Source organism: Saccharopolyspora hirsuta (genome assembly GCF_008630535.1).
GTDB lineage: Bacteria > Actinomycetota > Actinomycetes > Mycobacteriales > Pseudonocardiaceae > Saccharopolyspora > Saccharopolyspora hirsuta.
In genome coordinates, this window is the sequence record NZ_VWPH01000015.1 from 187241 (window position 1) to 199419 (window position 12179).

Genomic DNA, 12179 nt, shown 5'->3' on the forward strand with positions numbered 1-12179 from the left:
GAAAGTAGCAGGTTCGACGCCGCGGCCACACCGGCCGCGCGTTCGGCGCACGCACTGCGTCAGGGTTCGGCTGGGCGGAACACGTCGAAGTCGCCCTGGAAGATCCGCATGTCGAAGACGCGCGAGGACAGCCGCCAGCCCTCCGGGGTGCGGACCCAGCGGTCGTCGTACTCGCCCATGCACTCCAAGGACTTCCCGGCCGCCGGGCCCGCCCCGGCGTGGTGGACGCGGGCGTAGGTCAGCGACCGCGCGGTGTTCCCGTCCACCGCGACGCGGTGGTTGCCGAGCAGGTGCTGGGTCGGGCCGCATCCGCCGAGGTGCTCGCTGAGGTGCCGCACGATCGCGTCCGCGCCGTCCTGGCGGTAGGCGTGGGCGTTCGGGAGGAAGGCGGCCCGGACCGAGTCCCAGTCGCGGGCGTCGATCGCGGCGGCGAGTTCGGCCAGCCGCTCCACGATGTCGTCCCGATCGCTCATCGCACGCTGCTCTCCTCGTCGGAATCGTCGATCAGGTGTAGCCGAGCGGCGCCGAGAACTCCACGCCCGTCCCGGTCACCGGGAACACCCGGGTGGGCGCTGGGAGGCTTCCGCCTTGCGCGGGGCGCTGCTACCGTCGATCACGTTGGTGTAATTCATTTCAGTTTTGTCCTCGGTGGCCGGGCTGAAGGGGGAACCGTGGGAGTCCCTTCCGAGAGCGCTGACCCTCCTCGACTGCCGCCGTCCATGGTCGAGCGGATGACCTTGATCCTCGACGCCTTCGACCGGTGCTCGGCCCGGCTGACCTTGGAGGACGTCGCCCGCCGGACCCGGCTGCCGAGGTCGACCGCGCACCGGATCCTGGACCAGCTGGTCCGGCTCGACTGGTTGCAGCACGGGGCCGCCGGGTACTCGCTCGGTCGGCGCGTGCTCAGCCTCGGCAGCCGGGGCGACGCCGACGGCGAGCTGCGCAGCGCCGCCGCTCCGCTGCTGCACGAGCTGCAGCTGCGGACCGGGATGGTCGTCCACCTCGCGGTGCTCGACGGGGGTGAGGTCCGGTACCTGGACAAGGTGGGCGGGCGGTTCGCGACGTTCGTGCCCTCGCGGGTGGGCGGCCGGGCGCCCGCGCACTCCACCGCCCTGGGCAAGGCGATGCTGGCCTGGCTCGAACCCGAAGCGGTGGACGAGCTGCTCGGCGACCGGATCGGACGGCTGACCGACCGGACCATCGCCGACCTCGCCGCGCTGCACCAGGAGCTCGACCGCATCCGGCGGCGCCGCGGCCTGGCCTTCGAGCGGGGCGAGTGCGTCCGCTCGCTGGCGTGCGCGGCGGTCGCGGTCCGCGGCCCGGAGGGTCCGGTCGGCAGCATCTCGGTGGTGGGGCGCGTCCACGCCCCGCTGGAGACGGTGGCGCCGCTGGTCGTGGACGCCGCCCGCCGGGTCTCCGACGCGCTCCACCCGCGGAAGACCCGCCCCTGGCAGATGCGCGCGGAGCGGGCTTGGTCGCTGGACCGGATGCTGACGGCGAGCGCCGGGACCTGACCGCTCGCCGTCGGACCTGACCGCTACGGTCCTCGGTCGTGACTTCTTCCACCTCCCGCGCGGCGGCGGACGCCTACAGCGCCGTCGCCTCCCTCTACGCCGGGCTCGCCCGGGACGACCTCGAACGCCTGCCGCTGGACCGGGCGGTGATCGCTGCGTTCGCCGAGCACGTGCGGGCCGGAGAGCCCGGACCGGTTGCCGAGCTCGGGTGCGGCCCGGGGCCGGTGACCGCGCACCTCCGCGACCTGGGACTGGACGTCTTCGGCGTCGACCTGTCCCCGGCGATGATCGACATCGCCCGCGAGACCTACCCCGACCTGCGGTTCGAGGTCGGTTCGATGGACGCCCTGGACCTGGCCGACGACGAGCTGCGCGGCATCGCGTCCTGGTACTCGATCATCCACGCCCAGCCGCAGGAGGTGCCCGCGTTCTTCGCCGAGTTCCGCCGGGTGCTGGCGCCCGGTGGCCACCTGCTGCTCGGCTTCTTCGAGGCGGGGGACGGCCCGGTCGCCCCGTTCGACCACAAGGTGGCGACGGCTTACCAGTGGCCGATCGACGAGCTGGCGCAGCTGGGTCGCGAGGCCGGGTTCGTCGAGGTCGGGCGGATGCTGCGCGAACCGTGCGAGGGGGAACGCCCCTTGCGCCGGGGGCACCTGGTGATGCGCCTGGCCGACGGGGTCCACTGAGGACTCCGGCAGCGGTCGACCGAGGTCGGCAACCGCGGGTCCCGGTGAGCGGTACGTTGGCGGGGACGGTCCCGGGGGCACCCGCACAATCGGGTGCGGGACCGGATCGACCGAGGGGGACAGGTGCCCAGAATCGCCGAGGCCCGACCGGCCGCCGAGCCCAGCTCGCAGGAGCAGAAGGCGCGTCAGCGCCGGATCCTGCGGGCCGCCGCGGCCCTCGCCACCGAGCGCGGGTTCGACCGCGTGCAGATGCAGGACGTGGCGAAGGAGGCCGGGGTCGCGATCGCCACGCTGTACCGCTACTTCCCCTCCAAGACGCACCTGTTCACCGCCGTGCTGGCCGAGCAGGTGGAGCAGCTGGACGCCCTGGCGCGCCCGCCGCGGGACGGGCAGGACCCGGTGGGCGCGGTGCGCCAGCTGCTGCTGAGCTCCAGCCGCAAGCTGCTGAGCCGACCGCTGCTGGCCAGCGCGATGCTGCAGTCCAACGTGCAGGCCAACGCCGCGACCGTGAACGAGGCGATCCGCATCGACAAGACGATGCAGGAGGCGGTGCTGCGGATGCTCGGCATCGACCGCCCCACGGCCCAGGACGTCCGCCTCGTGAGCCTGGTCATCGAGTGCTGGTACGGCATGCTGAGCTCGGCGCTCAACGGCCGCCTGTCCATGGCCGACGTCGAGGTGGAGATCCACCTCGCCTGCGACCTGCTCCTCGCCGCCCGCTCCAACGCCCCGTGAGCGTCCTCTTTCTCGATCCCGAGCCGTCCCACTGAGCGGGTCTGACCATGTCGGGCCCGCTGGTCTGCCGATTAGATGCGTGGAGAACGAATTCTAGTTGCGCGGGATTCGACCGCGCGGCACGGCAACCATCGTCGAACGGATCTGAGATGGCACGGGAAACCCTGGGGTTGAGCGAGGAGCACCGGGACCTGCGGGATTCGGTGCGGGCCTTCGCGGGACGGCACATCACCGAGACCGAGGTGCGCGCGGCGGTCGACGCCAAGACCGAGCAGCTGCCGCCCTTCTGGGGGCAGCTGGCCGAGCAGGGCCTGTTCGGGCTGCACCTCCCGGAGCCGGTCGGCGGCGCGGGTTTCGGACTGCTCGAACTCGCGGTCGTCCTGGAGGAGCTCGGCCGCAACATGGCGCCAGGTCCGTTCCTGCCGACCGTGCTGGCCAGCGCGGTGCTCGCGGAAGCCGGCCACCACGAGCACCTGCCCGCACTGGCCGACGGCACGGCGACCGGTGCGCTCGCGCTCGGCGACGGCTTCACCGCCGAGCGCGCCGACGGCGGCCTGCTCGTGACCGGAACCGCCACACCCGTGCTCGGCGCCCACCTCGCGGACGTGCTCGTCCTCCGCGTCGACTGCGACGGGCAGCACGCGTGGGTGGTGCTGCCCCGGCGCGCGGCCGAGGTGAGCGAGGTGCCGAGCCACGACCTCACCCGGCGGCTCGCCGCCGTGACGGTGGCCGGGGTGCAGGTGCCCGCTGCGGACGTCCTGGAGATCCCGGCCGATCGACCCCACGACCTGGCCGCCGCGCTGTTCGCGGCCGAGTCGTGCGGAATCGCCGACTGGTGCACCACGACGGCGGCGGAGTACGCCAAGGTCCGCGAGCAGTTCGGCCGCCCGATCGGGCAGTTCCAGGGCGTCAAGCACCGCTGCGCGCGGATGCTGGCCCGCACCGAGGCCGCCCGCGCCTGCGCCTGGGACGCCGCCCGCGCGCACGATTCCCGTGATGCTGCGGACGAAGTCGCCCTGGCCGCCGCGGTCGCGGGAGCCACCAGCGTCGAGGCGGGGTTCAGCACCGCGAAGGACTGCATCCAGGTCCTCGGCGGCATCGGGTTCACCTGGGAGCACGACGCCGGACTCCACCTGCGCCGGGCGCAGACCACCCGACTGCTGCTCGGCCCCACCTTGCACTGGCACCAGCGCGTGGCGCGGCTCGCCCTCGGCGGTGCTCGCCGCGAGGTGTCGGTGGAGCTTCCGCCGGAGGCCGAGGAGATCCGGGCCGAGGTCCGCGCCGAACTGGCCGAAGCCGTTGCGCTGCAAGGGGAAGAGCGCGCGGCGTTCCTCGCCGAGCGCGGCTACACCGCGCCGCACCTGCCGAAGCCGTGGGGGCGGGGCGCCGACGCCGTCGAACAGCTCACCATCGCGGAGGAGATGCGGGCCGCGCAGGTGCGGGCCCCCCACATGGTGATCGGGAACTGGGTGGTGCCGACGCTGATCCGGCACGGCAGCGAGGAGCAGCAGCGCAGGTTCCTCCCGGCGAGCCTGCGCGGGGACATCACCTGGTGCCAGCTGTTCTCCGAACCGGGCGCGGGATCCGACCTGGCCGGTCTGGCCACCAGGGCCGAGAAGGTCGACGGCGGCTGGAGGATCACCGGCCAGAAGGTGTGGACCTCCGTGGCGACCGAGGCGCACTACGGCATCCTCCTGGCCCGGACCGACCCGGAAGCGCCCAAGCACGAGGGGTTGTCCTACTTCCTGCTCGACATGGGCTCCCCGGGCATCACCATCCGGCCGCTGCGCGAGCTCACCGGGGACGCGCTGTTCAACGAGGTGTTCCTGGACGACGTCTTCGTGCCCGACGACATGCTGGTCGCCGAGCCCGGCGACGGCTGGAAGCTCGCCCGCACCACCCTGGCCAACGAGCGGGTCGCGCTCTCGCAGGACTCGTCGCTGGGCGCGGGCGGCGAAGCCCTGCTGGAACTGGCGGCCGAACGAGCCGACGAGCACCGCCTCGCGGTGCTGGGGCAGATCCTCGCCGACGCCCAAGCGGGCGCGCTGCTCGGCCTCCGCCAGACGATCCGCTCGCTGAGCGGGCAGCAGCCGGGCGCGGAGTCGTCCATCGCCAAGCTGCTCGGGGTGGAGCACGTACAGCAGGTGTGGGAGACCGCGATGGAGTGGCAGGGCCCGGCCGCGCTGCACGCCGACCTCGACCGCCCGACCGCGGATTCCCCCGGCGCGACCTGGAAGTTCCTCAACACCCGGTGCCTGTCCATCGCGGGCGGCACTACCGAGGTCCAGCTCAACATCATCGGCGAGCGGCTCCTCGGCCTGCCCCGGGACCCGGAACCGAACCGCGCCGCCTCGGGGGTGGCGTCGTGACCGCAGCTCCGGACCTGACCAGCGCTCCCCGCGAGGACGGTGTCGATGCGGCGGTGGCGGCGGCCCGCCGGGTGATCGAGTCGCTGCTGCGCGCCGGAGGCAGCTCGACGGCCGAGATGGACCGGATAGCCGACCAGCTCAACTCCGTCGCGGACCACCTCGACGAGCACGCACCTGAGCGGGACCAGCGGATGGTCGACATGTGGGCGCGGGAGGACTTCACCCGCCACGACCCCGTCACCGGCCCGGAGAACGCGATCGCACCGCCGCTGCACCTGACCGCTCGGGCCGACGGCTCGGTGCGCGGCGTCCTGACGCTCGGCCTGCCGTACCAGGGCCCGCCCGGCCACGTGCACGGCGGGATCTCGGCGCTCCTCCTCGACCACGCGCTCGGCGTGGCCAACCACCGGGCCGGGCTCCCCGGCATGACGGCGGAGCTGACCCTGCGCTACCACCGGCCGACCCCGCTGTTCGAGCCGCTGACCGTCACCGCTCGGCAGGTCGCCGCGGACGGCCGCAAGATCCGCACGACCGGTGCGATCGAGGCGCGCGGCGAGGTCTGCGTCTCGGCGGAGGGGCTGTTCATCGCCAAGTACCTGCCGCGACCGCGCTGACCGTGGGGGCGGAGCGCGAAATCGCCCGCGCGCCGCCCGGCCGCCCTCCCGCTGAGCGGGACAGAGCGCTCGGCGGGAGGGCGATCGCAGCACTGTTGCGGTCGGGAAGTGCATCGAGCAGGAGGGATCGCATGGCTGTCTTGCGGGACAAGGTCGCGCTGGTCACGGGAGCGGGCCAGGGCGTGGGGCAGGGCATCGCGCTCGCGCTGGCCGGGGAGGGCGCGGCCGTGGCGGTGGCCGGGCGCACCGGGGCGAAGCTGGAAGCCACCTGCGCGCTGATCCGGGAGCGCGGTGGCCGGGCCGAACCGTTCCCGGTCGACGTGGCCGACACCGCCGCCGTCCCACCGCTGGTGGAGCAGGTCGTGCGGGCGCTGGGCGGGATCGACGTCCTGGTCAACAACGCCTACACCGGCAGCTTCGGGCCGCTGCTCTCGATGAGCGACGACGACTTCCAGCGCGGTTTCCGGACCGCGCCGTTCGCGGCGTTCGCGTTCATGAAGGCCTGCCACCCGCACCTGAAAGCGCGCAGAGGTTCGATCATCAACCTCGTGACCTCGGCGGCGGTGCGGTGGGACACCTCGACCTACGGCGCGTACGCCGCGGCGAAGCAGGCGCTGCGCTCGCTGACCAGGACTGCTGCCTCGGAGTGGGGGCGCGACGGGATCCGGGTGAACGCCATCGCGCCCCACGCGCTGTCACCGGGGCTCGCGGCCTGGACGGAGCGGAACCCGGAGGCGGCCGCCGAGTTCGTCGAGTCCATCCCGCTCGGCCGCATCGGCGACTGCGAGGCCGACATCGGGCGCGCGGTCGTCGCCCTGGTCGGCCCGGACCTGCGCTACCTGACCGGCGCCACCGTGCCGCTGGACGGCGGCCAGGCGTTCTTCGGCTGAACCACCCTCGCGGAACAGGAGTGCTTCGTGACCACCACCTCCCACCCCGCCCCGGACGTCTTCAGCCCCGGGAAGATCGGCCCGCTGACCCTGCGCAACCGCACGATCAAGGCGGCCACCTACGAAGGCCTCAGCCACCGGGGGAAGGTCACCCGGGACCTGGTCGACTTCCACGTCCGGCACGCCGCCGGTGGCGTCGGCATGACCACGGTCGCCTACTGCGCGGTGTCCCCGGAGGGGCGCACCGACCGGCACCAGGTCCTGTGGACCCCGGAAGCGCTCCCGGGCCTGCGCAAGCTCACCGATGCCGTCCACGACCAGGGTGCTGCCGCGTCCGCGCAGATCGGCCACGCCGGACCGGTCGCCAACCCCAAGGCCAACGGCGCACCGGCTCTCGCGCCGAGCAGGCAGTTCCAGAAGACCACGCTCAGCTTCGCGCGCGAGGCGACGCCGGAGGACCTGCGCCGCGTCGTGCGGGACCACGCCAGGGCGGCGCGCATGGCGATCGAGGCCGGGTTCGACGCGGTCGAGGTGCACCTGGGCCACAACTACCTGGCCAGCTCGTTCCTGAGCCCGAAGCTCAACCGCCGCACCGATTCGCACGGCGGCGCGCTGGAGAACCGCGCGCGGCTGGCGCGGGAGGTCATGACGGCGGTGCGCGACGCGGTCGGCGACCGGATCGCGATCCTGGCCAAGCTGAACATGGACGACGGCGTGCCGGGCGGCTTCTGGCTCGACGAGGCGATCGCGGTGGCGAGGTGGCTGGAGGCCGACGGTTCGGTCGACGCCCTGGAGATGACCGCGGGCAGCTCGCTGAGCAACCCGATGTACCTGTTCAAGGGCGATGCGCCGCTGGCGGCCTTCGCCGAGGTCATGCCCCAGCCGGTCAAGCTCGGGGTCAAGCTGTTCGGCCGCGCGGTGCTGCGCGAGTACCCCTACCAGGACGGCTACCTGCTCGAGGACGCCCGGCAGATCCGGGCCGCGGTGCGGCTGCCGATGGTCCTGCTCGGCGGCATCACGAACCGGTCGATCATGGACCGGGGGATGGCCGAGGGGTTCGAGTTCGTGGCGATGGCGCGCGCCCTGCTGCGGGAACCGGACCTGATCAACCGCATCCGGGCGGACGCGGGCGTGCGATCGCTGTGCAACCACAACAACCGCTGCATGCCCACGAACTTCACCGGCGCGCGCTGCGTGCTGGTCGACCGCAGCAGTCCCCGGTCGGCGACCTGGGGCACCGAAACCGGATACGTCGGCTGAACCGCCATGAGCAGACGTGACACGATCGCCGACCTGCTGCTGGACCGGCTGGGCGACCACCGTCCCGGCCTGCGCAGCCGGGAGCGGACCTGGACCTGGGACGAGGTGGTCCGGGACAGCGCGGCCCGCGCCGCCCGGCTGCGGCAGCTGCGCGAGGAGGACCGCCCGTTCCACGTCGGGATCCTCCTCGACAACGTCCCGGAGTTCGTCCTCTGGCTCGGTGCTGCGGCGCTCAGCGGAGCGACGGTGGTGGGCATCAACCCGACCCGCCGCGGCTCCTACCTGGAGGCGGAGGTGCGGCACACCGACCTCCAGCTGGTGGTGACCGGTACCGCGGGTTCGGAGCTCCTCGACGGCCTGGACATCGGCGTGCCGCGCGACCGCTTCCTGCTCGTCGACTCGGCGGAGCCACCGGCCCCCGCCGAGCCGTTCCGAGACCCGTCGGTCAGCGCTGCGACCCGCATGCTGCTGCTGTTCACCTCCGGCACCACGGGTGCTTCGAAAGCGGCGATCTGCTCGCAAGGACGCCTCGTCGGCTTGGCCTGCCAGAACACCGCGAAGTACCACATCGGCCGCGACGACGTCTGTTACTGCTGCATGCCGCTCTTCCACGGCAACGCCCTGATGGCGCTCTGGGCACCGGCCCTGCTCGCCGGGGCGTGCGTGGCGCTCGCGCCGAAGTTCACCGCGTCCGGGTTCCTGCCGGACGTGCGCCACTACGGCGCGACCTACTTCACCTACGTCGGCAAGGCGATCGGCTACCTGCTCGATCAGCCGGAACGCCCCGACGACGCCGACAACACGCTGACGCACGGGTTCGGCACCGAGGCCTCCCCCGAGGACCGGGCCGAGTTCCAGCGCCGCTTCGGCGCGACGCTCCACGAGGGCTACGGGTCGAGCGAAAGCGCCGGGATGATCAACCGAGCACCCGCCGGGCCGCCGTCGGCGCTGGGAGTCCCGGCGCACGCGGGTGTCCGCGTGGTCGACCCGGAAACCCGCAAGACGTGCCCGCCCGCGGAGCTCGACGAGCACGGCCGGGTGCGCAACGCGGAGGAGGCCATCGGCGAGATCGTCGACACCGAAGGTGCCGCGAAGTTCGAGGGCTACTACAAGAACCCGGCCGCCAACGCCGAGCGCGTCCGCCACGGCTGGTACTGGACCGGCGACCTCGGCTACCTCGACGGCGAGGGCTACCTGTACTTCGCCGGGCGGTCGGGCGACTGGATCCGGGTGGACGGCGAGAACATCTCCGCCCTGCTGACCGAACGGGTCCTCCGGCGGCACCCGGACATCATCGCCGCCGGGGTCTTCGCGGTGCCCGACCCGCGCTCCGGCGACCAGGTGATGGCGGCGCTGGAAACCCGCGCCCGGTTCGAGGACCTGCACCTCGCGGAGTTCCTCGCCGCGCAGGAAGACCTGGGCCCCAAGGGAGTTCCGCGCTACGTCCGGGTGTCGAGCCAGCTGCCCACCACCGGGTCGAACAAGCTCCGCAAGAAGGAGATGCAGGCCGACGGCTGGCGCACGACCGACGAGGTGCACTGGTGGCAGGGCCGGGGCACGCCGTCGTACGCGCGGATGACCGAGCAGGACAAGCAGGCCCTGCGCGAGCAGTTCGCCGCGAACGGCCGGTCGCGCTTCCTGCCCTAGGACACTTCTTGCCCAAGCATTTGCTTGGTAACCTGGTGGGCGGGTCTCGACCACCGGAGGAAACGCATGGCGGTTCAGCTGGACATGACGGGCCGGGTCGCCCTGGTCACCGGGGGCACCAAGGGCATCGGCCGGGCCATCGCCGCCGCCTTCGCGGCGGCCGGAGCGCAGGTGGTCACCTGCGCGCGCTCCGAAGTGGACGATCCGGAGCCGGGCACGACGCACCTGCGCTGCGACGTCCGCGACCCGGATTCGGTCCGCGAGATGGTGGACCGCCTGCTGGCCCAGCACGGCCGCCTCGACGTGGCGGTCAACAACGCCGGGGGAGCGCCGTACGCGATGGCGGCGGACGCCTCACCGCGCTTCCACGACAAGATCTTCGCCCTGAACCTCTCCGGCCCGCTGCTCGTCGCCCAAGCCGCGAACGCGGCGATGCAGCAGCAGGAAACAGGTGGCGCGATCGTGAACATCTCCTCGGTCAGCGCCCTGCGCCCGTCACCGGGCACAGCGGCCTACGGAGCGGCCAAAGCGGGCCTGGACTCCCTGACCCGCTCCCTGGCGGTGGAGTGGGCGCCGAAGGTGCGCCTGAACTCGATCAACGTCGGCCTGTGCCGCACCGAGCTGACCGGCGACCACTACGGCGGGGACGAAACCGTCGCAGCGATCGAGCGAACCATCCCGCTCGGCCGGATGGCCCGCCCGCAGGAGATCGCCAACGTGGCCCTCTTCCTGGCCTCCGACCTGGCCTCCTACGTGAGCGGAGCAGCGGTGGAGTGCCACGGAGGAGGAGAACCCCCGATCTTCCTCACCGCCACCCAGAACTCCTGACCGGGGTCACCCGGAAGATCGACCCGCACCACACCGCCACGCGGCGTACGTGCGGGCGAGTTGGGCCCGGCCCGGTGCGCCGGAAATGTCACCGGTGGCGGCCCAGTATCCCCACAGACCCGCTATGTGCATCGCGAAAGCCGTGAGGTGTTCGCCATCGGTGAAGTGCACCAGGTGGGCTCGCGCCCATCGTTCTGCCTCGCCGGGGTGGTGACCGGCTTCGATGAGCCGCAGCACGATGAACGCCGCATCGACCCACGGGGCACCGCAGCCGGGGTAGCCCCAGTCGATCACGCGGACCTCATCGTGGTCGATGAGGAACTGCTCGCCGTGCAGATCGGTGTGTGCGAGTCGGTCGCCGCGGGCGAGTTCGGGGAAGGTCCGCGCCCACCGCGTGGCAGCGTCGACGTCCCACCCGTCCACTACGTCGGGAGCTGCGATGGCGAGCTTGTGCCACCAGTCGGTCACGCTCCACCGATCACGAAGCGGGCGCAGGCTCCCACCCGGTTGCGTCCCGATGCGGTTGACCGCCTCGGCGACGAGCGCCAAGTCCGGTGAGCCCGGTGCGAGGCTGGCAGCCCGGCCGGTGACGTGCTCGAAGCCGACGACCAGCCACTCCTCGACGTCCTCCGCGAACAGCACGCCCGGGGACAAGCCGCCGGTGAGCGGCGCGGCGATCGTTTCGTTGCGGAGCCAGCGCATCCGCCGCGACACACCGCGCACGCCTTTCAGGAACACGGGAAGGGCGGTGTCGCGGTGCAGAACTGCGGCGATGTCGCTGTTCTGCCCACCGCGGACCGCGGCAGCGGCCGAGATGGGGCCGACGTGGCCCTGCACGGCGTCCTGCACCGATGCGGGTAGGTCGTTCCAGCTGATCACGTCGGTCCCCTGTTCGGCTACGCGGTGCGGTTCTCGGTGTTCTCGTTGCCGTCGACGCCGGACGCGGCGCAGTTGCCGTCTTCGTGGCAGGTGCCGCAACTGTAAGCATCCGAGGTCCACAGCTCTGGGTCGACGATGTACCCCGCGCGTCGGATCGCGTCGACGGTGCAGTCCCGGACGCTGGCCGGGTTCTTCGAGTGCTCGGGTGCGCCGGGCACGTCTTGCGGAACGTGGTGGATGAACCGTCCCGCCACGCGGTGGCAGAAGGCCTCGTATTCAAGGGTGTACAGGATGAACGCGTGCCATCCGATGTCCACCGGTTTGGACGGGGCGAGGCGGTTGCCGGGGAATCGCGCGCATGCTCCGAGGAACGCAAGTGCCTGGTCCACGATCTGGGCGGCGAATCCGAGTTCGACGTTCTCGTCGATGGTGATGCGATGGCAGAGCCGGTCGAACAGTTCTGCGGAGATGAGCGTTCGAGCGGGTGCGCAGTCGGGGATGACTTCGGTCATGTGCTTACCTCCTCGGCTTGTCCTGGACGTCGAGCGGGTGTGGATGATGTGCGCCGACGACATGACTTTCCGGCGCGAGGTGGAGTCTGGAAACGACGGACCGGATTGCGATATGCGTCCGAGGCATATCCGTGCGTGACAGCCCGTCGTGCTCCCTACACTTTGCCGTGAAACTGGCCGGATGAGGTGAAATGGGCGCGACAGGCCGACGCTCGTGCGAGGGGTGCGGTGCAGGGTTGGCCAAC

General features: G+C 72.0%; 12 protein-coding genes. 9 read left to right on the plus strand and 3 right to left on the minus strand.

What is annotated here, in order from left to right:
• Positions 1-59: 59 nt before the first annotated feature.
• The gene (locus F1721_RS28720; RefSeq protein WP_150069928.1) at positions 60-473 is read right to left on the minus strand and encodes a nuclear transport factor 2 family protein; all 414 of its coding nucleotides are present in this window, start codon (positions 471-473) and stop codon (positions 60-62) included.
• Positions 474-731: 258 nt separating this feature from the next.
• Here F1721_RS28720 and F1721_RS28725 point away from each other — a divergent pair, with 258 nt between their 5' ends.
• The 9 genes from F1721_RS28725 to F1721_RS28765 all read left to right on the plus strand — a co-directional run bounded on the left by F1721_RS28725 (position 732) and on the right by F1721_RS28765 (position 10543).
• On the plus strand, positions 732-1514 hold the full coding sequence (locus F1721_RS28725) for an IclR family transcriptional regulator (RefSeq protein WP_246155371.1): 783 nt from the start codon (positions 732-734) through the stop codon (positions 1512-1514).
• Positions 1515-1552: 38 nt separating this feature from the next.
• Positions 1553-2200: a class I SAM-dependent DNA methyltransferase gene (locus F1721_RS28730; protein WP_150069929.1), complete on the plus strand. Its 648-nt coding sequence runs from the start codon at positions 1553-1555 to the stop codon at positions 2198-2200.
• A 123-nt stretch (positions 2201-2323) separates the two neighbouring features.
• Complete coding sequence (locus tag F1721_RS28735; protein WP_150069930.1) at positions 2324-2935, plus strand: TetR/AcrR family transcriptional regulator; 612 nt, start codon at positions 2324-2326, stop codon at positions 2933-2935.
• 149 nt (positions 2936-3084) lie between these two features.
• Entirely contained in the window at positions 3085-5304 is a 2220-nt protein-coding gene (locus tag F1721_RS28740) for an acyl-CoA dehydrogenase family protein (protein ID WP_150069931.1), read from the plus strand.
• Positions 5301-5918, plus strand: coding sequence for a PaaI family thioesterase (locus F1721_RS28745; RefSeq protein WP_150069932.1), 618 nt, complete (start codon positions 5301-5303; stop codon positions 5916-5918). Before F1721_RS28740 ends, F1721_RS28745 begins: the two co-directional genes overlap by 4 nt.
• Positions 5919-6049: 131 nt before the next feature.
• A complete protein-coding gene (locus tag F1721_RS28750) occupies positions 6050-6808 on the plus strand; it encodes an SDR family NAD(P)-dependent oxidoreductase (RefSeq protein ID WP_150069933.1) in 759 nt (252 codons plus the stop codon).
• Positions 6809-6835: 27 nt separating this feature from the next.
• Entirely contained in the window at positions 6836-8068 is a 1233-nt protein-coding gene (locus F1721_RS28755) for an NADH:flavin oxidoreductase (protein WP_150069934.1), read from the plus strand.
• A gap of 6 nt (positions 8069-8074) precedes the next feature.
• Positions 8075-9715, plus strand: a complete 1641-nt coding sequence (gene casI / locus F1721_RS28760) for a steroid-22-oyl-CoA synthetase (RefSeq protein ID WP_150069935.1) — start codon at positions 8075-8077, stop codon at positions 9713-9715.
• Positions 9716-9781: 66 nt separating this feature from the next.
• On the plus strand, positions 9782-10543 hold the full coding sequence (locus tag F1721_RS28765; RefSeq protein ID WP_150069936.1) for an SDR family oxidoreductase: 762 nt from the start codon (positions 9782-9784) through the stop codon (positions 10541-10543).
• 6 nt (positions 10544-10549) lie between these two features.
• Here F1721_RS28765 and F1721_RS28770 read toward each other — a convergent pair whose 3' ends face one another.
• Positions 10550-11422, minus strand: a complete 873-nt coding sequence (locus tag F1721_RS28770; RefSeq protein ID WP_150069937.1) for a phosphotransferase family protein — start codon at positions 11420-11422, stop codon at positions 10550-10552.
• Between the two features lie 17 nt (positions 11423-11439).
• A complete protein-coding gene (locus F1721_RS28775) occupies positions 11440-11934 on the minus strand; it encodes a glycine-rich domain-containing protein (RefSeq protein WP_150069938.1) in 495 nt (164 codons plus the stop codon).
• Positions 11935-12179: the final 245 nt, after the last annotated feature.

Bases quoted from the DNA above. Each gene is read 5' to 3' on its own strand.
- F1721_RS28775 (WP_150069938.1), bottom strand. From the start codon at position 11,934: ATGACCGAAGTCATCCCCGACTGCGCACCCGCTCGAACGCTCATCTCC.
- casI (WP_150069935.1), top strand. From the start codon at position 8,075: ATGAGCAGACGTGACACGATCGCCGACCTGCTGCTGGACCGGCTGGGC.
- F1721_RS28720 (WP_150069928.1), bottom strand. From the start codon at position 473: ATGAGCGATCGGGACGACATCGTGGAGCGGCTGGCCGAACTCGCCGCC.
- F1721_RS28765 (WP_150069936.1), top strand. From the start codon at position 9,782: ATGGCGGTTCAGCTGGACATGACGGGCCGGGTCGCCCTGGTCACCGGG.
- F1721_RS28725 (WP_246155371.1), top strand. From the start codon at position 732: ATGACCTTGATCCTCGACGCCTTCGACCGGTGCTCGGCCCGGCTGACC.
- F1721_RS28740 (WP_150069931.1), top strand. From the start codon at position 3,085: ATGGCACGGGAAACCCTGGGGTTGAGCGAGGAGCACCGGGACCTGCGG.
- F1721_RS28750 (WP_150069933.1), top strand. From the start codon at position 6,050: ATGGCTGTCTTGCGGGACAAGGTCGCGCTGGTCACGGGAGCGGGCCAG.